This window comes from Methanosarcina sp. Kolksee, from assembly GCF_000969945.1.
Taxonomy (GTDB): domain Archaea; phylum Halobacteriota; class Methanosarcinia; order Methanosarcinales; family Methanosarcinaceae; genus Methanosarcina; species Methanosarcina vacuolata.
In genome coordinates this window covers 1,867,929-1,890,103 of the sequence record NZ_CP009524.1, presented here as the reverse complement: position 1 = coordinate 1,890,103, position 22,175 = coordinate 1,867,929, and the positions used below count along the sequence as shown (strand labels likewise).

Here is a 22,175-nt window from a genome sequence, read left to right as displayed (position 1 = left end):
CTCCCCTTTTGCCAGGTAAAAGTTTAGAGTCATCGGTTGCCCTCCCCTTTTGCCAGGTAAATCGCTCCTATGAGGGAGGCAAGCAGGACGATTGAAAGGACTTCAAAAGGCGCTACATAATGAGTAAAGATCAGCATTCCAATGCCCTCTATATTACTCTGGTCAGCCTGGTTTTGGGGGAGTTCGGAAACCGTGTTCCAGGAAGTTCCAAAAGCCCCGATTACCACAATAGCTGTAAAGAGCAAAACTACGAGAAAGGCTAAAGGCCGGTTAATCCTCACCGGGTCCACCTCCTATCTCGTGCTTTGTCAGCATAACCGCAAAGAGAATGAGAACTCCGATTGCTCCGATGTAAACCAGTACCTGAATGATTCCCAGGAACTGGGCATTCAAAAGGATGTAGAGAGCTGCAATTCCAAACATGCACATGATCAGGGCAAGCCCGGCCCGGACAATATCTTTTGCAGTTACTACGAAGACTGCAAAGAATACTGTAGAGATGGCAAGAACCCAGAAGACAGCCATTTTCAGGGCTTCTCCAATTGTTTCGAGTCCGATCATTTCTCGTCACCTTCCTCAATATCGACTTCCCTTGCAAGTTTTTCAGGGGTCATGAGCAGGTCTTTGTGCTTCCATTTAACGAGACCTTTAGCGTATTCCTTGCCGCTTGAAAGCGCTTCTTTCGGGCACTGGTCGATACATAGCCCGCAGAAAAGGCAGTGTCCAATGTCAATCTGAGGGAACCAGCGTTGTTTTGTGCTGCCTGGTGCAATCGGAGCTTTTACGATCTTGATTGCGGCATTGGGGCATGTATTGGCACAGATGCCACAGCCTATGCATTTACTTTTATCGAGTATCTGAAGCCCCCTGAACCGGTCGGAAAGCTCGCTTTGTTTTTCCGGGTACATCCTGGTTACGGGAGGCCTTGTGATGTTTCTAATTGCGTATTTAATGTTTTTAAGGACCATAATTTCACGCCCCCAGGTAGAGTCCGAGCCCTACAGCCCAGACAAGGTTTAAAAGGGCAAGAGGAAGCAATTTTTTCCAGCTCAGGTCAACAACCTGGTCAATCCTGAACCTCGGGACAGCCCATCTGAGCCCTATAATTACCATAAGTACAAAGACAACTTTTACAATGAGGAAGCCTGTTGGAGCAATAATGCCAAAGAAAGAGTTGTTTGCAATAAAGCCTGGTACGTTCCAGCCGCCGAGGAAGAGAAGGGCTACAAGGAAAGAACCAAGGATCATGTGGATGTATTCGGCAAAGAAACCCAGCCCGAAACGCATTCCACAGTATTCCGTAATCCATCCTGCTATCAGTTCTTCTTCGGACTCGTTCTGGTCAAAGGGGAGTCTTCCCATATCAGCCATAAGTGCTACAAAGAACACAAAACATCCCAGGGGCTGCAGGAAAATATTCCAGCGCAGGCCCTGTGCAGTCGAAATGTCTACGATATTAAGCGAACCTGTCATAGCAGCCACACTTATGACAGTTATTCCAAGAGGTACTTCATATCCTACCATTCGGGCAAAGTTTCGAAAAGCCCCGAGCAGGGAGTATTTGTTATTCGAGCCGTAAGCCACCATGAAAATTCCGAAAATGGATAATGCGGACACCGCTTCAATGTAAAGCACGCTGATGTCCATCTGGGTAACCGCAAGCGTGTATTCGACCCCATTAATAAAGACCGCGCCCACAGGAAGGGCGACAAGCATAAGAAAAACTGAACCAAGCATGAAAATATTAGCATTATTAAAAAGTAAACTGTCAGCATTCAGCGGTTTCAGGTCTTCTTTCGTAAAAAGTTTGATTGCATCGGCTACAAGCTGCAAGAGCCCATATTTTCCTACGCGGCAGGGCCCCATCCTTGTCTGGATGTCAGCAGAAAGTTTCCGTTCAAGCCAGACAGCTCCCATTGCTCCGACGAAAATAATTCCAATCAGAACAAGGCCAAATATTCCTCTGATCCAGGGAATTAAAGGGGTTATATATTCAGGAATTACTACTGTCATCAGAATCACCTGTCCGCTTCACTGGTACACCCGTCCATGCTGCCTGATATTGCTGCCACATCTGCAACAGTCGTGCCTATTATCAGGGGAGGCAGAGCTTGCAGGGTAGGATAGTAGGGGCCTCTAATCTTTACTCTGTATGGCTTGTCCGAACCGTCGGAAATCATGTACATTCCCATTTCCCCTCTTGGGTCTTCCACCCTGTAGAACACCTCACCGGCAGGAACTCTCATTACAGGGGTTCTCCTGCCGTACAGGGAACCTTCGGGGAAGAGAGGGCCGCTGGGAATCTGGTCGAAACACTGTTCCAGGATATAGATACTTTCCCTGATCTCGTTAAGCCTAACCTGTATTCTTGCAAAACAGTCTCCTGCGGTTTCAGTGCAGACTTTGAAGTCAAGGTCTTTATAGACCAGATAAGGTTCGTTTTTCCGGATGTCGAAAGGCACACCGGTAGCACGCAAAGGAGGCCCTGAGACCCCAAGGTTCTTTGCGACATCAGCAGTCAGGACACCAACTCCGACAGTCCTTTCCCTGTAAATCCTGTCCGTATGGAACATTTCTTCAAAATCGTCAACTGATTTTTTAAGGTTGTTGAGGACAGGAATTGCTTTTTCTTTAAACCCTTCCGGAAGGTCGTCGCGTACTCCTCCGAACTTGAGATAGCTGTGAGTAATTCTGGCTCCCGTGATCATATCAATCAGGCTCAGGACTTCTTCTCGTTCCCTTACCGTGTACATGAACATGGAAACAAAACCAATGAATTCTCCAAACTCGCCCATACCCAGCAGATGGCTCTGAATTCTTGTAAGCTCGTCAAGAATAACCCGGATATATTGAGACCTTTCAGGCGGTTCGATGCCAAGTAATTTCTCGGTACAGCCTACAAAACATTCTTCGTTTACAAGAGCCACAAGATAGCAGATCCTGTCCACGATTGTTATTCCCTGGAGGTAAGTCTTATTCTCCAGAATCTTTTCAATACCTTTATGAATGAAACCCAGTTCTATGTCAGCATCCACGACTGTTTCCCCTTTTAACCTCAGGTTTAGCCTGAAGGGGCCGGGCTGCATAGGATGCTGAGGGCCCAGGTGTACGATCATCTCATCTGGTTCAAGCCGTTCTTCCATTTTTCACCCTCACACCAGATTTCTGGCCGTATTATTCGGAAAGCCCTCGTAATCTCTCCTGAGTGGCCATTCTCCAAGCATATCTTCAGGAAGTACAAGTGGCTTCAGGTTCGGGTGGTTTTTAAATAGAATCCCGAAAAGCTCGTAAGTTTCCCTTTCATACCAGTTTGCATTCCAGTACACCGATACAACGGATTCGATTTCCGGACTTTCCCTCGGAAGCCTGGCCTTAAGCGTCAGAACCACAGGATGATCATATGATGCTATATGATAGACTACCTCAAACTCATTCCTTTTTATGTAGTCCACTCCGCAGACTGAGCAGAGATGGTCAAATTGAAGGGAATCCTTAAGGTACTGGCAGACTTCTTTTACCTTCTCCCTGTCCACATATGCCCTGGCACGGATTTCGGACTCGGCTGCGGCTTCGGAGATTGCCTCAGGAAATGTGCCTGTTAATAACTTGAGAATTTCTGTGACATCCATAATTTTCCCTCAAATAACTCTGAAATTTCAGAAGAACCTCAGTAACCTTAATACTCCGAGCCCAGGTCTTTTTTGGCTTTGATTTTTTCCTGTAGTTCCACAAATCCCTGAAGCATTGCTTCTGGCCTTGGAGGACACCCTGGGACAAAGACATCGATTGGAAATATCTCATCAATATTCTGGACAGTACTATATGACTCATAGAATGGGCCGCCACTAATTGAACAGTCTCCAAAAGCGATGACCCATTTAGGAGAAGGCATCTGTTCCCAGAGTCTTTTTAAAGCAGGCAGGTATTTCTTTGTCACGTAGCCGCTTATGAGCATAACATCAGCCTGCCTTGGAGAGTTTCTCGGAATAATTCCAAAGCGGTCCGTATCATAGTGGGCACAGCCCATTGCAATCATCTCGACTCCGCAACAGCCCATTGGCTGGGTCATAAACCATAGCGAATTTTTCCTACCCCAGTTAATAAAGTCCTGAACCTTAGTTTTCTTGAGAAAATCACTGATCGCATTGCCTGTTGTTGTAAGAACTCCAGGAATTTCTTCTTCCGAGGTCTCATAGGGTTTACTCGTTTTTTTCTCCTTCACTTCACCCATGTAAGGGCCCCCTTTTTCCAGAGATAAATGTATCCGAAGAGCAGTATAAAAATAAAGGCAAACATCTCAACCACTGCAAGAGAGGTGATCCCATGCCCCTTATAGACCGTAACCCATGGGTAAAGAAAAAGCACCTCTATATCAAAGAGCACAAATGCAATTGCATAAAGATAATACTCAACATTGAACTGGATCCTTGCAGTTCCTGTGGGAACCGAACCCGACTCATATGTCGTGTATTTGCCGGCTGCCTTGCTCCTCGGGCTCAGTTGCTTTACCATAAACATTGTCATTGGAGGCATAACAAGTGCCACGACAAGGAATATTGCAACTGGTATATAGCTATCAATTATTTCAGACATTAATATCACCTATTAAAGTGCAGCAACCTGAATTAAAGTGCAGCAACCTGAATTGCAGCATTACATGACACGAATTTTGGGTTTTTGGACAACAAAACTGCGTCCAAGCAACCGGGTTTTAGAGAAATTGTTTTCGGTCCAGACACAGGTCCTTTTATAGATGCCTGAGTCCACAGATCCTTAATTTTAATAAAAAGATCTCTGTATACAGGCATTTGCTTCCGGGCCTTGGAAATTTAGATTCCTCTGCCCGGAATTGTATGATAATTGCCAGAAGTTCAGGGGAATTCCTGCTTCAGGCAGCACAGGTCCAATTGAGTGAGATTAATATAATCAATAATTATAATTGTTTAAAATTGTTTAAAATTACAGAACCCCATACTAATTGCTGCAAACGAATGTGAAGTTATTTATCGCTATTTGCTAGATAATTAATAATATATAAATATTAAGTTTAAATAATTAAAATCTGTTTTTCGAATAAGGATATGTTTTAAAAATTGGAGTAAAGTACTGGGCCGTTTGCGGAATTATATAAGTTATGTATATATTACTCTTCTCCAGTTTCCCCAACACAAATAATATTATTTATAATATATATAAGTAAGCGTTATATAAACACAATAAGTATATATATACTTTAATTATTTTAGATTGAATAAAACATTCATATATAATAACATAAATAATCATGAGAAATTCCTAGAATAAAAGGTTTTTCATACCTCCCAGAAAATAAAAATAATACAGAATTAATAAAAATTAAGCCATCCTGCTGCAGAATTTTAGATGGAAGTCCACTTGTATATTTTGCGAGATATGAATAAAACCAATAGCAGAATCGTCAGTGAAGCAGTATAAAAATAGTTGGCAGAAAATAAATAAATTACACATTATCGAGTACAACAAATTGCCGCATTCACGACAAAGAGAATATTCACGATAAAGAGATATACTTTTTAGTATAGTCCCGAGAACACACTGTACCAATACATTATAATAAGTCTTTTCATGATAGAAAAACTGGTGGAATTGCATGAAGATTAATGATAATTGTGTAGGGTGCGGCCAGTGTGCTTCTTTTTGCAAAAAAGGAGCAATAGAGGTAAAAGGAAAGGCACAAGCTACTGACGCCTGCATAGACTGCGGAATATGCGCTCTCTACTGCCCTGTTAAGGCTATAGAGGTGTTGGCATGAAAGCGATTGTGATTGGTGCAGGACTAGGCGGGCTCTTAAGTGCGGCCAGGCTCTCAAAGGCAGGGTACCAGGTAGATGTTTTTGAAAGGCTTCCCATAACAGGAGGAAGGTTTACAAACCTCAGTTACAAGGGATTCCAGCTTTCAAGCGGAGCTTTCCATGTCCTGCCCCATGGACCTGCAGGCCCTCTTGCCAAGTTCCTCAACGAAGTCGGAGCCGATGTAAAGATCGTGAGGACAGATAATACAACTGTACGTGTGCCCCTGAAAAAAGGCAGCAAGGATTATGAAAAAGGCTTCAAAGATATTTTGTTTAACGATTTTTCCACACTTCTCTCGCATAAAGACCGCCTGAAGATCGCCCTTCTTATAGTGAGTACGCGAAAGAACCGCCCAACAGGAAGCACTTTGCAGGCATGGCTCAGGTCACAGTTTAAAGATGACTGGCTTGAGAAATTTGCCGACGCTTTCTGTGGCTGGGCATTGAGCCTTAGAAGTGACGAAGTTTCTGTGGAAGAAGTTTTCGAAATAATTGAAAACATGTACAGATTCGGCGGCCCAGGAGTTCCTATTGGAGGATGCAAAGGAGTAATCGATGCTCTGGAAAGTGTGATTGCCGCACATGACGGAAAGATTCATACCGAGACCGAGGTTTCAAAAATCCTTGTGGAAAACGGAAAAGCCGTGGGTGTTCTTGTTGGCGAGGAGGCTCATAAAGCAGACCTGGTCATCAGCAATTTAGGGCATGCTGCAACTGCATGTCTCTGTGCGGAGGCCCTGTCAGGCGAAAAAGCTTCAGAATACCTCAGAAGACTTGAAACCCTGAAGCCTTCTGCCGGGATAAAGATATGTCTTGCTGCAGACGAGCCTCTTGTAGGACATTCGGGTGTCCTTCTAACCCCATATGCAAAAAGAGTAAATGGGATAAATGAAGTTACGCAGGTCGATCCGAGACTCGCTCCACCTGGCAAGCATCTTACAATGTCCCATCAACACGTAGCCCCTGAGAACGTGAAAAATCTCGAAGCTGAAATTGAACTGGGGCTTCAGGACCTTAAAGAAATCTTTCCCAATAAAAAATACGAAGTCCTGCTTATCCAGTCATACCACGACAACTGGCCGGTAAACAGGGCTGCCTCAGGCACGGACCCTGGTAACGAGACTCCTATTCCCGGACTTTACGTTGTCGGGGATGGAGCCAAAGGAAAAGGCGGCATTGAAGTTGAAGGTGTAGCTCTTGGTGTAGTTGCTACCATGAAGAAAATCCTGGACTAAAATTTCAGAAAACAAACTCATCAGGTGTTTTATCATTCCACCAAAAAATCCCAATTTTGTGACCTACTCGAAAAACGTTTTCGTTCCTGTGACCAATATTTGCAGGAACCGCTGTGGTTACTGCGGTTTTCGGCGGGAGCCCGGACAACCAGGCGCCAGGCTCATGAGACCCGGAGAAATTCTTCCTGTACTTGAAAACGGGGCAAATGCAGGGTGTACCGAAGCCCTTTTCACCTTTGGGGAATATGCAGAGGAGGTTTCGGAGTACAGGAAATGGCTTAAAGAGCTAGGTTATTCTTCCACGCTTGAATACCTTCTCATTCTCTGTGAGGCTGCAATCGATATTGGAATCCTTCCTCATACGAATGCAGGGATTATGACGCGCTCGGAGCTGAAGGCTTTAAAGCCTTTGAATGCAAGCATGGGGCTTATGCTTGAGAGCACGGCAACCCTGGACGCCCATAAGGACTGCCCCGGCAAACTTCCCGAACTCAGGCTTAATACCATTCGAGAAGCAGGAAAACTCCAGATCCCCTATACTACCGGCCTTCTTATAGGAATTGGGGAAAAAAGGGAAGATAGAATTGAGTCCCTTGAAGCTATTGCGTCTCTACATAGGGAATACGGGCACATCCAGGAAGTTATTATCCAGAACTTTGCCCCAAAACCCGGAACAACTATGGAAAACTTTCCTGCTCCTTCAATAGAAGAAATGATTGACACTATATGCCTGGCCAGACAGATCCTTCCTTCTGACATAGCAGTACAGGTTGCCCCAAACCTTATAGACCCAAAAGCCCTTATCGCAAAAGGGGTGACTGATCTGGGAGGCATATCCCCACTGACAATTGACTGGATTAATCCTGAAGCTGAATGGCCGGATGTAAAGGACCTGCAAAGGAAACTAAGTCCGATTTTGCTCAGGGAACGCCTGCCAATTTACCCTCAGTATGTAAGAAATGAATGGTATTCGGACAGGATAGGCGGGCTTATAGAACAACTCTCTGATGCTGACGGTTACAGGAAAAAGCCCTGGACAGAGGGCATGCGGAGGAATTGAAAAATGAACAACAGGATTCCCGAAGATCTCATAGAACGAGCATACCAAGGGAAGAGCACAAAAGAAGATGGTCTCCTGTTTCTGGAGGTACCTCCTTTTGAACTCTTCAGGTTTGCGGACGAACTTCGCTCTCTTACGGCAGGAGATACGGTTACTTACGTAGTAAACCGAAACATAAACTTCACAAGCCGCTGTGTTGGCACCTGCGGGTTCTGTGCATTCAGGACAAACGATGGAAAAGTCCTCAGCATAGAAGAAATTATGGAAAAGGTTAGAGAAGCTGAGAAGGCAAAAGCTACCGAAGTTTGTATCCAGGGAGGTCTGCTTCCGGATGTGGGCCTTGACTTTTACCAGGAAATTGCAGAAACTATAAAAGCCGAATTTCCGGAAATGCATATTCACGCTTTTTCCCCGATGGAGGTTTACCATGCTTCTCGTGTCAGTGGCATAAAAGTAAGTGAAGCCCTTTCAAAGCTGAAACGAAGCGGGCTTGATACAATGCCCGGAACTGCAGCCGAAATTCTCTCTGACCGTGTCAGGAAAATTATTTGCCCTTCAAAACTCAAGACTGCGGAGTGGATTGAAGTGGTCACACAGGCACATGCTACAGGAATCCCTACCACGGCAACCATGATGTACGGGCATGTCGAAATTCCTGAAGAGAGAATTGAGCACATCCTGACTATCAGGGATATTCAGAAAGAGACTGGCGGAATTACCGAGTTTGTGCCTCTGCCATTTATGCCTTATAATAATCCGATTGGAGAAAAAATGATCAGAGAGGGCAGGTATGCTACTCCTGGCCTCGATGACCTGAAAATCTATGCTGTTTCACGTATCCTTCTTCACGGGCATGTAGATAATATTCAGGCAAGCTGGGTAAAACTGGGGAAGAAGCTTTCCCAGTTTGCTCTTCACTGCGGCGCAAATGACCTGGGAGGTACACTCATGGAAGAGAGTATTTCCAGATTGGCAGGAGCTCCTAATGGAGAAAGTATCTCTGTTGAAGAACTGGAATGGATGATCTACGGAGCCGGAAGAGTTCCAAAAGAGAGGACAACCCTTTATAAAGGGGTACATGAATTGACTTCCGGGAACTCTAACAGAATTACAGGGTGTAGAGCCTCAGAATAAGCTGGTATCCTCTTCAAATTGTACGGATAAAAGCAGTAGATAGTTGAATAACACTCAGGGAAATGAGGAATTTTAAAAAGGATGATCGGATGTACACGAAAAAACCGACAACTCCAGAAGATGTAATTGAAAGGGCATACCAGGGAAAATGTACTAAAGAGGATGCCCTCCTTCTGCTTGAAGGAAACCCTTTTGAGCTGTTTGAGCTCGCCAATAATCTGCGTGCCAGTACGGTAGGCGACACTGTTAGTTATGTAGTGAACAGGAATATCTATATCACAAATAAATGTGTTGGAAACTGCGGGTTCTGTGCCTACAGGACAGAGAAAGGGTATATCCTGAGCGTTGAAGAAATCCTGGAAAAAGCAGGAGAAGCGAGAAAAGCAGGAGCTGTGGAGGTATGCATCCAGGGTGGATATATCCCGGAAGCTGATGTAGAGTTCTATCTTGAGATTATAGAATCAGTAAAAGCCGAATTCCCTGACCTGTGTATTCATGCCCTGTCCCCTATGGAAGTAAATTACGCAGCAGGAATCTCAGGCATGTCGGTTGAAGAAGCCCTGCGCAGACTTAAAAAAAGTGGGCTTGATTCCCTTACCGGGACTTCGGCTGAGATCCTTTCCGACAGGGTAAGAAAGATTATCTGCCCTGGAAAAATCAATACCCAGCAGTGGATTGATACCATAACTGCAGCACATAAAGCAGGGATTTCCACTAATTCCACTATCATGTACGGACATGTTGAAACCCTTGAAGAACGCCTGGACCATGTCTTTATCATCCGGGAAATCCAGAAAGAGACCGGCGGGTTTACGGAACTTATCCCAATGGCGTTTTTGCCTTACAATAACCCTGTAGGGGAAAAGATGATTGCATCCGGAAAATTCTCTACCACAGGGCTTGAAGACCTTCAGCTCATAGCTATTTCCCGCGTAATTTTACATACTTACGTTAACAATATTCAGGCCACGTGGGTAAAGTTAGGAAAGAAACTCGCTCAGGTAGCCTTACAGTGCGGAGCAAACGACCTCGGAGGCACGCTTATGGAAGACCAGATCTCCACAGCCTCTGGAGGCAGTAATGGAGAATATGTATCTCCTGCCGAGTTCGAATGGATGATAAAAGGAGCAGGAAAAATCCCTATGCAGAGGGATACTCTATACCGGAAAATAGAACGAGATTTTTCTAATAAAGTCAATCCTCTTCCTATTTTGTGAAAGGTTGCAGTTCCCGAGTTTAGACTCGGGAGCTGTCCTTTTCGCTCACTTCGTTCGCTCAAGCGGACTAATTTAGAGTGTAGAGTGTAGAATGTAAATTTAGAATATAGAAAAATTAAGTTTTGCCTGAGAGGGTGAATTTTGTGAAATTACTTCTTCCTGTGCGCCTTTCTCAGTGTGGTTATGATTTAATATAAGTCAGAGCGGTTGAAATTGCTGCAAGCCGGAACCATAAGAAAAACGAGTTTATCTTTCCGGGACGCGGGGGTTTTACGCTTCTTCATATAAATTTCAGTGAATTGAGTTAATATTTATTTATATTTATTTCTGAACTTAGATTTTCAGGAGTCAAGATGAAAGCCGTAATCCCTTATAAAAAATGCAGTGCAAAATCCAGATTGTCCCCTGTCCTGACTCGGGAAGAGAGAGAAGAGTTTGTGGAACTGATGCTGAATCAGGTGATAGACACCCTTAAGGAAGCCGGAGTGGGAACAATCGATATTCTCAGTCCTTCTATGTACGGGCTTGAGAATATGACGAAAGCCAACGTGCTTCTGGACAAAAATGACCTGAATGAAGCCCTTAACGGGTACCTTGAACAGGCTGAGGAGCCGGTTATTATTGTTATGGCTGATCTTCCGCTTCTTTCTTCTAAGCACATAATAGAGATTGTTTCGACTAAAAAGGATGTTTGCATCGTTCCTGGAAAAGGTGGAGGTACTAATGCCCTTTATATAAAGAACCCCTCTAACTACAGGGTAAGGTACTATGGTTCGAGTTTTCTGACTCATTGTTCAATTGCAGCCGATTCCGGACAGAATTTTGAAATATATGACTCTTTCTTTGCAGGTACGGATATTGATGAACCTGAAGATCTGGTAGAACTCCTCATACATGGAAAAGGACCTGCAAAAGATTACATTAACCGAAAGTTCAAACTCGATGTTAGCAGAGGAAGGGTAAGATTGATTACTCTTTAAAAACTTTCCATGCATCTCTGGTAAAGTGAGGAATCATGACAAATTGCGTCAATTTCCTCAACATTTACCAAATATTTAAAGAAATCACGAGCTGGAGTCGGGTATCGATTTTATGTAAATAGGCCAAAATTTAAGGCCGGCTTCTAATGTAAAATCGATGTTTTCAGGCAAGAAAATTCCTTAACCGATTACCAATGCCATATTTTGAAACCTTGCTTAAACTTATTTAAACAGAATATCAAAAACCTTGCGTGAACTTATTTAAACAGAATATCAGAAACATACTTACCTGAACTCTTATCAGCAATAATCGTTGCAATATCGTTATATTCAAGTTTCAAGCTGCTATATGCGATAATCGATTCGCTTCCCCGTTGTATCATAACCATGAGGCTTTTTTCTGGAAAATTTATTTCCTTTATAGTTTTTCCCACGACTTTTGGATTGGTAACCTTAACTTCCATAATATTGCCCCTATTTCCGATTTCACACATCGAAAATAGGTCATTACCGCCAATCATATTTTCCATGACCGCAGCAGTTGTCATTGTAGTGCTCATCGCTCGAATTCCGAGATCCCAGAATGCCTGGAGATTTTCTACGTAATTTACCCTAACAATTAATTGTTCTCCCTTAAACCCAAACTTTGCCTTTGCAATCTGACAAAAAAGAAGATTTGCATCATCCTTTTTTGTAGTTACAACTACATATTTGGCATTTTCAATCCCGGCTTTTTTCAGAATAGCTATATCTGCTGCATTACCCTGAACAGTCCTGATTCCTAATTCCCTGCATTTGTTACATTCCTCTTCCGAGATGTCTATAACTGACACATTTTCTCCTCTGTTATCAAACCTTTCGGCAAGGATACGGCCTATTTTTCCTCCTCCAATAATCAAAATTTCCATAGGAATTATCTCCAGTATCTGAGCTACTTTTTTTGACATACTACCTGTCAGGAAAACAGTAATAATAACGGTCAAGAAGACCAGTCCTACAATAGTTTGGCCTCCTGCAATCCCCATTTCATCCAGTTTAATTGCAAAATAAGTTGCAATCGAGGTAGGAACTACTCCCCTTGGCCCCACAAAAGATATGAACATTTTTTCTTTAGTACTTATTTTTGAACTCCGCATCGAGATAAATACAGCTACAGGACGGACAAATAATGCTATAAGCAAGACCAGGGCAATCCCTTTTAGCCCGATCTCCATGATGTACCAGAACTTGAGCATTGCTGCAAGCAAGATGAAAATCAGAGAGATCATTAAAACCGCTAGATTATTATTGAATTCTTCTATCATCTTCTTCTGGGGAAATTCGGTAGATCCCATAATAATCCCAAAGACAGCCACTGCAAGAATCCCCGACTCATTGCCTATAGTTTCTGACAATACATAGCAAGCAAAGATAAAAGTGAGAGTGAACAACCTTGCAGGCTGTTTGCCAATGGATATGCCTCTGGTAAAAAACCAGCGTAGAATAAACCCACATAAGCCCCCTATAATTAACCCCATCCCAACCCTTTGCAGCATAAAAATTACTGCACCAGTTCCGGAAATCTCAGCTGTGATCCCTTCAAAAACCAGTGCAGTTAGGATTACACTTACAGCATCATTTAAGACACTCTCAAATTCCAGGATTTTGGCAACCCTATGGCAAATCCCTATGTTCCTGATTATTGGACCGACAACACTGGGACCAGTTGCAGTAACAAGAGCTCCAAAAAGAGCAGCAATTGGAATAGGGATATTTATAAGAAGATGTGTCAGTATGGTTATCCCGATAAAAGTGATAAAAACTCCTAATGTACTTAATTTAATAACACTTTTTTTAACTCCTCTCATGTGCTTCCAGTCGATCTGGAATCCTCCGTCAAAGACTATCACAGACACGCAGATCGAAACGATAGCACTTAGCACATCGGAGTAAAGAGCCGGGTTTAAGAGGTTTAGAACTTCAGGTCCTACTATTATTCCTTCAATAAAAAGAAAGATTATAAAAGGTATCTGAAAATAGTGAGTAAGGACCTGTGCCAGCATGGATAGAACGAGCAAGGCAACAATTATTTCCATCAAAAATATAGGTTCGATCATTTAGGGCTTCCCTACTAATAAATGAACTTTTTGATTAAAATATTTAATTAAAATATTTAATGTGAATTGAATTGTTGAATTATGAAAAGTTCAAGGCATACATCTTAAGATATCGTACCTAAGATCTCGTACCTGTGATCAGCCAGAGTTCAGGTCCAAAAAAAATATGATAACTCCTGAGAGTAACACTAAAGTTAAATCCTGAGCAGTAGAAGATATTTTTCAGCAATATGCTTATTTTTTCTGTATAATTTGCTCTGTACCCCTTAGTATTTTTTTGATTATTGATCCATTACTGGCTCCATTAGTATATACATTTTTCCAGTAATCCAGTCTTCATATATATCAATGAGTATTGAAATTGCCGGTCTTAATACTGATTTTCGTCCAGCTCTTTTGTAATTTTCTTCCAGCTCTTTTGTAATTTTCTTCCAGCTTTTTAGTAATTTTCGTCCAGCTCGTTAGTAATTCTGAAAACAGAAGAGTCTGAGACTCCCTCTACTCTAAAACAGTCATGACCTGTTCCACCCATCTGGTGGAAACACTTTGAAGGAGTTAACCTTGAGAGCTAACCTTGAAAGAGCTAACCTTATAGAAGTTTATGTTTTATCAATCGACAAGCTTTCTACCTTCTAAGGTGAAAACACCTTATGGTATAAAATGAGATGAAGAACTTCCTGCCTTAAAAAATAGAATTATCCTGCCCTTTTTGAAGGTAATTATCCTGCCCTTTTTGAAGGTAATTATCCTGCCCTTTTTGAAGTGCCTGATTAAGATTTATTTCACTTAAGGATCTGTACAAAACCCCTGGTACCATCAACGCGGACGTACTGGCCGTCTTTTAAGATTTTGGTTGCATTTTCGATACCGACAACCGCAGGAATACCATACTCTCGCGCAATTACTGAACCATGTGTCATCATACCCCCAACCTCGACCACCAGGGCTTCAACGGAATAAAACAGTGGAGTCCAGCCAGGATCGGTAAAAGGCGCTACTAAAATATCCCCTTTTTTCAGCTTTGCGGCTTCGGGTCTGAGGATAACCTTTACGTACCCTTCCGCAACCCCGGCGGAAACAGGAGTCCCGATTAAAGCCCCTATTGGAGCCTCAATATCGATCCTAACACCTGTAATAACTTCTCCTTCGCTGGTCATAACCCTGGGAGGGGTCATTTTCTGGTACTGCTCGCAGGCTTTTTTACGGGAGTCTATAAACCGCGTCAGGTCCTCACTAAAATGATTTTCTAGCAATGCAACCAGTTCATCGAGATATAAATAAAATACATCCTCTTCTTTTTCCAAAATTCCTCTCTGATGTAAAGCCAGGGCCTCTGCCAGGATAGCCTGGCGATAGATATCAAAAAATCGAACAATAACATACTTGGGAAACTCACGCAAGCCTGTGGAATTTCGGTAAATGGAAAGAAGCCTGGACATTAGTCTTGCTTTGAGGCTTCCGGCAGGGGTGTTGCTAATACTTTCCATAAGTTTTTGTACGACTTCCTGCGCTTCTTTTCTGCCCTGTCTGAACCGGTTTCGGTGCTCACCCGGAGCATTGCTTTTAATATGGTTTATAATGGACGGAACAAGAAGGGTAGGGGCTTCCCACCATCGAACGTTTGAAATATCGATTTCACCCGGGCAGCGCATGCCATACAGTTCCATGAACCTTTCCAGTTCGGTCCCGAATATATCTCCGCCCTTTACTTTACTAAGTCCCTGATAGAAAGTGTCCTGATAGAAAGTGCTGTCTTCCGATTTTTCCAGAAAATCTACCACTTCAGGATATTTTCGTGCGGTATCGGCCAGATCCCCAATCATTAACCCCATCTCACCTGTCACGTTACCAGGCAGGGATTTATTCAGCGTATCAACATCAAGGTTCTCATCCAGCCATAGTCTGGTCAACCGGCTGGCAATGGGCAGGACAATGAATGGTAACGGTACGTACATCATGCTGCCAATCAGTTCCTGTAGCAACTTGCCCATACTTTCCTGAACTCTTTTAATTCGCTCTATCCCTGAGGCCTGCATAATGCTGTGCCTATGCTTATTGATTATCTCTTCCGGTGGAGCTGTAGCTCGCTCAATGATGCCGGAGGGATCGAGGAAAAATAAATTGTTAACAATAATCGGGATACCCTTTAAATAGAGCGGAAGAAGCGGTTTGAATAATTTAAAAACCTGTTTCGTTGTATCTTTGTTTGCTTTTGCTTCTTGTTGAAATATCTCGCTTGATACTATTTTTTCCAGGGCATCTCTCATTAGTTCGTCTACAATAGCAATTCTCCAGATAAAATACCGCCGAAGAGCTTTACTGTACAAAAGAGGGGTAACGTCATAAAAAAGCCTTCCTCCCGCTTCCACGATCACTGAATTGGGAAAGGGTACGGAGTTTTTTCCAAAGGGAAATATCTCCCAAAAAACAGAAATCCCCATAGGTTTCATGGCATCTGTCATCATTTGCAGGTGAGCAATAGACAAAAATACGTGAAGTTTATTGTCATGTACTTTAGGAATCGGATAAAGAGTAGTGATAGGACGGCTCTGTAAGATATAGAACTTGTTCCCTGCCAGACACCACTCGATGTCCTGCTCTGAGCAGTAGTGTTTTTCTATCCTTTGACCAAGTTGGGCCAGTTCCAGAATTTTATCATCGGATAGAGCCTGCTTGTTCTGGAGTTCAGGAGCAAGTTCTCTGGTTACTGTTCCTCCTTCTGTGACCGGATAAACAGCTTTCTTCTTTTCTGCGATTTGCTTTTTGACAATCTGGTTCTCGCGGACCTGATAAGAGTCGGCTGAAACAATTCCTGAGACAAGAGCTTCACCCAGCCCGAAGCTGGCATCAATGGAAATAGTATTCCTGTGCCCGGTGACAGGGTCCACGGTAAACATAAGCCCGGAAACCTCCGGAAATATCATTTGCTGCACCACTATGGATAAATAGACAGAACGGTGGCCAAATCCATGTTTAATTCGGTAGATAATTGCCCTGTCGGCAAATAGAGAACTCCAGCATTCCCGCACAGCCTGAAGGAGTTGATTCATCCCTTTTACGTTCAAATAGGTTTCCTGCTGGCCGGCAAAAGAGGCAGTCGGCAAATCTTCGGCTGTGGCGCTGGACCGAACGGCATAAGCCTTTTCTTCACCCACTATTTTCCATGCATCAAGGATAGAGAATTTGATTGTTTGGGATATGGGGATGGTTAGTAAATGGTCCCTGATCAGTTTTCCCAGCCTGCTAATTTCGTCCGGTTGATCCAGTTTCAACTGGTCAAGCAAATCAAAAAATTTGTCCATCTCATTGCTTGCTGCAATAAAATCACAGTAAGCCGACGTTGTAATGCAAAAACCCGGCGGAACAGGAAATCCTGCTTTGACCATTTCTCCCAGATTAGCACCTTTTCCCCCGATTTCAGGCAAATTTGTCCTGTCGACTTCATTAAAGTGCATTACATAAACGTTAATGCTAATACACCTCGAAAAATGAAATCTTGATTTTTATATTATACGCTTTTATAATATAGGACTATGCGGGTCTTATCCTTGAGTTATTGCTCAATCCTGCAAAATGAGTATTCTCCCACTACTCCATTTTGCGTCAAAAGATGTAACGTTGACACCGCAAAAGAGATCAAATCAATATACCGCAAGAAACAGATTACATCAATACGGTTGTAGGAAAATATCCTTGCTGAGTTGAAGTCGAGCAGGATGAATTGAAGGTATGAGTTTAAAAGTAATAAAAAAGGTTAAGGCAAAGGTAGTAAAGTTGTTATCTAACCAATTACCCTCAGCCTTGTTTGACCAGTTTGAAAGCCATGTTCCAACTGGTTAAATTATGACATATTGCTTGCATTTCCTGCCTGAGGAGGCATTGACATGTTACCTGGGGCGCCTTGAGGCATGGAACCGTTACCGGACATGTTACCTGGAGCACCTTGAGGCATGGATCCATTGCCGGACATGTTACCTGGAGCACCTTCAGGGGGCATGGTAGCGTTGTCAGCTGGCATCTGGCCTGCGTCTTCTCCTGGAGGCATAGTAGTATTAGCTGACATATTGTCTGCATTCTCTTCTGCAGGGGCAGTATTGTCAGATGTCTTGTTATCAGCACATCCTGACATGGCTACTATTGACATAAGTAGCAAGCCGATCACTAAAAAACTCATTTTTTTCATTATAGTACCTCAGATATTCTCGAACTTTAACTCTCAATCTCAAGGGGTTGTATCTGTAAGTCCTGAATTTTCAATACCAGTAATCCAATTCTGGGGGTTTGGAAGTTTACTGCAAATCCAGATCTAACATTTTACATAATATAAACAGTTAGATCCTTTGAGGTGAAACCTCCTCCTAAAATATTGAAAATTCAGCTAAATAGAAGACCGAGAGTTTTACTATAAAGTACGCTACATATTTCATATAGCATTTACTTTTCGAAAAGAAAATGCCACAAACAATAAAAAACCTTTTTATATTTGCCAATATTCATTTCTTTCTTTAATATTTTTCTGTTCAATTTATTTCTTGTTTAAAATATCTAGCGCGGATTTAACAATTATTTTTCTTATTTAATAAGCTGATCCCAAAACTCGAAATTACTTTTTTAGATCTCTTGTAAGCAACTAATTGAGCTCTGGATTTTGGACTCCAATCGTTAAATTTTACATACGACTGAATTCCAAACTTTACAACCCCTAAACATCAATATAACAATCTCTAAACATCAATATAAGCTGTATTACCAAAGTCTCTAACAATTAACACTTTAATTGACTTAATTACAAATTGATTACTAAGGTCAAGCTGTGTACTGGAAAAATCATGCTCTGGAGTTGTAATATCAGCAGCAATACCGCAAATTAAATCAAGTTTTGCTTTATTATCCCAAAATTAGTTCACTTTTTAAATATATATTATTATAGTTGTATATCGTGTACAAGTAACCCATTATTTTTACTCCAACTTTGAATTTGTTTCTTTTACTTAATCATTCCACAATACCAAAATGGAATTGGAATTTATTCAACGTTTAACCTTTTGTGTTGCCTGCTGTTGTATTATAAATTAGACTTCCAAATGGTTTTGAGTCTGCGAAATCATTTCAGCATACAACAATTTTTTGCGAGTTCCTGATTAAAAAGGAAGAATTTAATAATTCTTTGCATAATCAGGTATTATACTATATCTTGAGCTCATCCCAAAAACAATTTTATTCCCACATCAATAAGAGTTTCAGAATTATTTTTCAGGATCAGAAGTTCTTATTGATAATCCAGAATACGATATTCAGAGAAGCAATTTTGCGTTTTGGGATCAGCTCCTTCAGTAAACAAAAATACTGTAAAGTATGGATGAAAGATAAATGAAAAAGAAGGAAAAATTACATTCAATTTTTTTAGCCCCAACTGTCCTTCTTTTATTTGTAGTTATCGTCTCATCTACTAACTCAATAGCCACTGAACAAAATATCTCTCCAACGTCGAATACATGTGTATATGTCACGAATTTCGGTAGCAACACTGTCTCTGTAATTGACATAGCTACAAACATTGTTACAGCCACAGTGAAAGTAGGAACTTCTCCTATTGGAATTGCTGTCAATCCGGCCGAAACAAAAGTGTATGTGACTAACCAAGGCAGCAAAAATGTTTCTATAATTGACATTGCCACAGATATGGTTACAGCCACGGTGGATGTAGGAAACAATCCTGAAGGAGTTGCAGTCAACCCTGCAGGAACAAAAGTATATGTGGCTAATGCGGGTGACAATACCGTCTCTGTTATTGATGCAATCACGAACACTATTAAAGCCACTGTGCCTGTAGGAATTGCTCCTAATGGAGTTATAATCAGTCCAGATGGAACAAAGGTTTATGTGGAAAACACCGGTGACAATACTGTTTCTGTAATTGATACGGCCACAAACACTGTTACAGCTACGGTGATCGTAGGAAATCGCCCTTGTGGAATAGAAATAAACCCTAAAGGTACAAAGATATATGTGACAAACTTCGGCAGCAACACTGTCTCTGTAATTGATACGGCTACCAGCACTGTTACAGCTACTGTGGACGTAGGAGACGGTCCTTACGGAGTTTCAGTCAGTCTGGATGAAGCAAAAGTTTATGTGGGAAATGCCGGCAGCAATACTATTTCTGTAATTGATACAGCCACAAACAAGGTTACAGCCATTGTGGCTGTAGGGGACGCTCCTAATGGAGTTGCAGTCACTCCGGATGGAACAAAGGTATATGTGGGGAATGCCGGCAGCAACACTGTCTCTGTAATTGACACAGCCACAAACAAGGTTGTAGACACAGTGAATGTGGAAAGCATTCCAGTTGCCTTAGGGCTTACACATATTCGTCCACTAACGGTGTTAGATACCACTACTACTTTAAGTTCTTCAATCGATCAATATAAATTTGGGCAGCAAATAAAGCTTATTTCTATAGTTGATGCACCTTTACAAGGAACAAGAAAGCCATCAGGCATAGTTACATTTATGGATGGAACCACACAGATAGGAAACGGAAATGTAACTTCCGGACAGGCAACTTTAATGACTTCATCACTTTCAACTGGCCTACATTCCATTACAGCAGAATATAGCGGTGATAATAGCTTCAAATCAAGCACATCCCCTCCCCTCATTCTAACAGTTCTAGAGCCTGGCTTAGAACAGCAGTCTAGTCCTATGAATAATTCTCCATTTAAAGGCATACTTGCCACAATATCTCAAAATCCACTAGTTAGTAGTATTATTGCTACCGTGATTGGAGGCATTATAGTAGTCATCATACAAGATAAATATTTATCTTGAGATTCTAATCGAAAAAATTAGACCATTTCTGCTACCTTTTTTGCTGACGCTTTTAGCGCTTCTCTTGCTCTTGCCTCGGTAAGCCCGGCCCCCATTGCGATTTTCATGGCAGTTTCATCGGTGATAAGGTCTTCAGGGGCATGTGTGTCGGTATTTACAAGAAGCGTTGCACCAATCTCAAGAGCAAGCCTGGCGACATGGCCGTTTGTCCGATTGTGCCCGTTCCTGGCTGTAATCTCAAGGCAGACATTGTTCTCTTTAGCGGTCTCGACATCTTCCTCGGAGATCAGGCCCGGGTGGGCCAGGATGTCCACATATTCACAGGCAACAGATGCTGCGTTTGTTCCGGGAGCAACTGGCTCGGAGGTGGTCTCCCCGTGCACGACCACAATTTCTGCACCCAGCTCTTTTGATTTCTTTGCAAGAGGGGCAATTTTCCGTGGCGGCACATGTGTCAGTTCAACCCCGGTTAGAACGCGGATATCCCATTCACTTTCAAGGTATTTTGCTTTCTGTCCCGCTTCGATAAGCTGTTCAAGATTAGTGTAATCAGCATGGTCGGTAAGTGCAATAGCCTCATAGCCGTGAATAACCGCCCGTCTGACAAGTTCGCTGGGGATCAGTTCCCCGTCACTGAAAATTGTGTGAGTGTGAAGATCAATCAACCGGATCACCGTGTTTGAAAGTGTTTTTTAAAATCGGGGTAGACTCTTATTAATTTTACTAACTGCTAATTCAATTAACCAATATATTTAATAGTTAAGCGGGGTATTTAACTACTTAAATATATAGGTTCTTGCTAAATTATATAGCTTGTGTTAACTGATATGTCTAATAAAATTACTCAGGTGTTTCGGTTTTTCCAAGCCTCTCTGCGACATCGGCAAAAGCGAAGTTGGGCTTTACATCCGTTATTTTGATCCTGACTTTTTCTCCGACTTCAACTTCCTTTACGAAGACAACAAACCCTTCAATGAGCACAGCCCCGTCTCCACTTGAGCCCAGCTTTTCGATATCCACAACGAATTTGTTTCCTTTGCGGAGTGGAGCTGTAAGGAATTTCTTTCCGATAACGTAGATTTCAGCACTCTGGGACCGCGAGGCTTTCGGAGAATAAGCCATTGTCCGGACAAAATTATCCCTTACCTTCTGCATGTAATCGTTAAACATATCTCCCTGGAAAACCTTCACAACGAAATTCCCTTTGGGCTTGAGAATTTTTTTTGCGCATTCCAGGGCTGAAGTTGCAAGCTCGATTGACCTTGCATGGTCATAAGACCAGTTTCCGGACAGGTTAGGGGCTGCGTCACAAAGTACCACATCAGCTCCTTTTGCCCCTACAGTCTTAATAATCTTCTGTATGGTTGATTCTGCATTTATATTGCCCTGAATGGTCTCGACGCCTTCAATAGGCACAATTCTCTGAAGATCCACACCAAGGACCTTCCCTCCAGACAGTTCCTTTGCAACCTGGAGCCATCCGCCTGGGGCTGCACCCAGATCAACAACCGAGTCTCCCCGATTGATAATATGGTGTCTTTCGTTAATCTGCTTGAGCTTGAAGGAAGCCCTGGACCGGTATCCTTCCTCTTTTGCCTGGTGATAATAATAATCTCTTCTATCTCTTGCCATTGCTACCTTCCCTGCACTGAAAGCTGATATAGATTACGCAAAAGCTTTTTTGTAAGTAATTTACTGATTTTTATCACGAATTCACTAATCTTTGTCAATTACTGATTTTTGTCACGAATTCACTAATCTTTGTCAAGAACCACTACATATATTGTAAGTG

General features: G+C 42.4%; 20 protein-coding genes. 7 read left to right on the top strand and 13 right to left on the bottom strand.

Going from position 1 to position 22,175, the window contains the following annotated elements; translation table 11 throughout:
* Nucleotides 1-29 precede the first annotated feature (29 nt).
* Genes fpoJ through fpoA form a run of 8 tightly spaced genes read right to left on the bottom strand, consistent with a single transcriptional unit; the run spans nucleotide 30 to nucleotide 4,593 of the window.
* Nucleotides 30-281 carry a F420H2 dehydrogenase subunit FpoJ gene (fpoJ, locus tag MSKOL_RS21330; RefSeq protein ID WP_048120044.1) on the bottom strand — a complete coding sequence of 84 codons (252 nt, stop codon included), beginning with the start codon at nucleotides 279-281 and terminating at the stop codon, nucleotides 30-32.
* Complete coding sequence (locus tag MSKOL_RS21325) at nucleotides 271-561, bottom strand: NADH-quinone oxidoreductase subunit J (protein ID WP_048154962.1); 291 nt, start codon at nucleotides 559-561, stop codon at nucleotides 271-273. The genes fpoJ and MSKOL_RS21325 overlap by 11 nt, the downstream gene beginning before the upstream one ends.
* Complete coding sequence (gene fpoI / locus MSKOL_RS07795) at nucleotides 558-968, bottom strand: F420H2 dehydrogenase subunit FpoI (RefSeq protein ID WP_048120040.1); 411 nt, start codon at nucleotides 966-968, stop codon at nucleotides 558-560. The genes MSKOL_RS21325 and fpoI overlap by 4 nt, the downstream gene beginning before the upstream one ends.
* A 4-nt stretch (nucleotides 969-972) precedes the next feature.
* On the bottom strand, nucleotides 973-2,013 hold the full coding sequence (gene fpoH, locus MSKOL_RS07790; protein ID WP_048154959.1) for a F420H2 dehydrogenase subunit FpoH: 1,041 nt from the start codon (nucleotides 2,011-2,013) through the stop codon (nucleotides 973-975).
* A gap of 5 nt (nucleotides 2,014-2,018) precedes the next feature.
* On the bottom strand, nucleotides 2,019-3,143 hold the full coding sequence (gene fpoD / locus MSKOL_RS07785; RefSeq protein WP_048154956.1) for a F420H2 dehydrogenase subunit FpoD: 1,125 nt from the start codon (nucleotides 3,141-3,143) through the stop codon (nucleotides 2,019-2,021).
* Nucleotides 3,144-3,152: 9 nt separating this feature from the next.
* Nucleotides 3,153-3,629 carry a F420H2 dehydrogenase subunit FpoC gene (gene fpoC / locus MSKOL_RS07780; protein ID WP_048154953.1) on the bottom strand — a complete coding sequence of 159 codons (477 nt, stop codon included), beginning with the start codon at nucleotides 3,627-3,629 and terminating at the stop codon, nucleotides 3,153-3,155.
* A 47-nt stretch (nucleotides 3,630-3,676) separates the two neighbouring features.
* Complete coding sequence (gene fpoB, locus MSKOL_RS07775) at nucleotides 3,677-4,231, bottom strand: F(420)H(2) dehydrogenase subunit B (protein WP_048120031.1); 555 nt, start codon at nucleotides 4,229-4,231, stop codon at nucleotides 3,677-3,679.
* Nucleotides 4,219-4,593 carry a F420H2 dehydrogenase subunit FpoA gene (fpoA, locus tag MSKOL_RS07770; RefSeq protein ID WP_048123805.1) on the bottom strand — a complete coding sequence of 125 codons (375 nt, stop codon included), beginning with the start codon at nucleotides 4,591-4,593 and terminating at the stop codon, nucleotides 4,219-4,221. Before fpoA ends, fpoB begins: the two co-directional genes overlap by 13 nt.
* A gap of 1,036 nt (nucleotides 4,594-5,629) precedes the next feature.
* On the opposite strand from fpoA, the gene MSKOL_RS07760 reads away from it, so the two are divergent.
* The 6 genes from MSKOL_RS07760 (at nucleotide 5,630) to cofC (ending at nucleotide 11,456) form a co-directional block, all read left to right on the top strand.
* Nucleotides 5,630-5,791 carry a 4Fe-4S binding protein gene (locus tag MSKOL_RS07760; protein ID WP_048154947.1) on the top strand — a complete coding sequence of 54 codons (162 nt, stop codon included), beginning with the start codon at nucleotides 5,630-5,632 and terminating at the stop codon, nucleotides 5,789-5,791.
* On the top strand, nucleotides 5,788-7,065 hold the full coding sequence (locus tag MSKOL_RS07755; protein WP_048154945.1) for an NAD(P)/FAD-dependent oxidoreductase: 1,278 nt from the start codon (nucleotides 5,788-5,790) through the stop codon (nucleotides 7,063-7,065). Before MSKOL_RS07760 ends, MSKOL_RS07755 begins: the two co-directional genes overlap by 4 nt.
* A 58-nt stretch (nucleotides 7,066-7,123) precedes the next feature.
* A complete protein-coding gene (gene cofG, locus MSKOL_RS07750) occupies nucleotides 7,124-8,125 on the top strand; it encodes a 7,8-didemethyl-8-hydroxy-5-deazariboflavin synthase CofG (protein WP_048154942.1) in 1,002 nt (333 codons plus the stop codon).
* Nucleotides 8,126-8,128: 3 nt separating this feature from the next.
* Entirely contained in the window at nucleotides 8,129-9,259 is a 1,131-nt protein-coding gene (gene cofH, locus MSKOL_RS07745) for a 5-amino-6-(D-ribitylamino)uracil--L-tyrosine 4-hydroxyphenyl transferase CofH (protein WP_048154938.1), read from the top strand.
* 89 nt (nucleotides 9,260-9,348) lie between these two features.
* Nucleotides 9,349-10,476, top strand: a complete 1,128-nt coding sequence (gene cofH, locus MSKOL_RS07740) for a 5-amino-6-(D-ribitylamino)uracil--L-tyrosine 4-hydroxyphenyl transferase CofH (RefSeq protein ID WP_048158229.1) — start codon at nucleotides 9,349-9,351, stop codon at nucleotides 10,474-10,476.
* Between the two features lie 353 nt (nucleotides 10,477-10,829).
* Nucleotides 10,830-11,456, top strand: coding sequence for a 2-phospho-L-lactate guanylyltransferase (cofC, locus tag MSKOL_RS07735; protein WP_048154935.1), 627 nt, complete (start codon nucleotides 10,830-10,832; stop codon nucleotides 11,454-11,456).
* A gap of 257 nt (nucleotides 11,457-11,713) precedes the next feature.
* Here cofC and MSKOL_RS07730 read toward each other — a convergent pair whose 3' ends face one another.
* The 3 genes from MSKOL_RS07730 to MSKOL_RS07720 form a co-directional block, all read right to left on the bottom strand.
* A complete protein-coding gene (locus tag MSKOL_RS07730; RefSeq protein WP_048120018.1) occupies nucleotides 11,714-13,552 on the bottom strand; it encodes a cation:proton antiporter in 1,839 nt (612 codons plus the stop codon).
* Nucleotides 13,553-14,334: 782 nt separating this feature from the next.
* Complete coding sequence (locus MSKOL_RS07725) at nucleotides 14,335-17,007, bottom strand: phosphoenolpyruvate synthase (RefSeq protein WP_048154933.1); 2,673 nt, start codon at nucleotides 17,005-17,007, stop codon at nucleotides 14,335-14,337.
* Nucleotides 17,008-17,393: 386 nt separating this feature from the next.
* Entirely contained in the window at nucleotides 17,394-17,735 is a 342-nt protein-coding gene (locus MSKOL_RS07720) for a hypothetical protein (RefSeq protein WP_048154929.1), read from the bottom strand.
* Nucleotides 17,736-18,922: 1,187 nt separating this feature from the next.
* On the opposite strand from MSKOL_RS07720, the gene MSKOL_RS18730 reads away from it, so the two are divergent.
* Complete coding sequence (locus MSKOL_RS18730; protein WP_052725380.1) at nucleotides 18,923-20,383, top strand: Ig-like domain repeat protein; 1,461 nt, start codon at nucleotides 18,923-18,925, stop codon at nucleotides 20,381-20,383.
* 17 nt (nucleotides 20,384-20,400) lie between these two features.
* Here the strand turns inward: MSKOL_RS18730 and MSKOL_RS07710 are convergent, their stop codons facing one another.
* Together MSKOL_RS07710 and MSKOL_RS07705 are read right to left on the bottom strand one after the other, a co-directional pair.
* Nucleotides 20,401-21,048 carry a histidinol phosphate phosphatase domain-containing protein gene (locus tag MSKOL_RS07710; protein ID WP_048154926.1) on the bottom strand — a complete coding sequence of 216 codons (648 nt, stop codon included), beginning with the start codon at nucleotides 21,046-21,048 and terminating at the stop codon, nucleotides 20,401-20,403.
* Between the two features lie 175 nt (nucleotides 21,049-21,223).
* Complete coding sequence (locus tag MSKOL_RS07705) at nucleotides 21,224-22,015, bottom strand: 23S rRNA (uridine(2552)-2'-O)-methyltransferase (RefSeq protein WP_048120010.1); 792 nt, start codon at nucleotides 22,013-22,015, stop codon at nucleotides 21,224-21,226.
* Nucleotides 22,016-22,175: the final 160 nt, after the last annotated feature.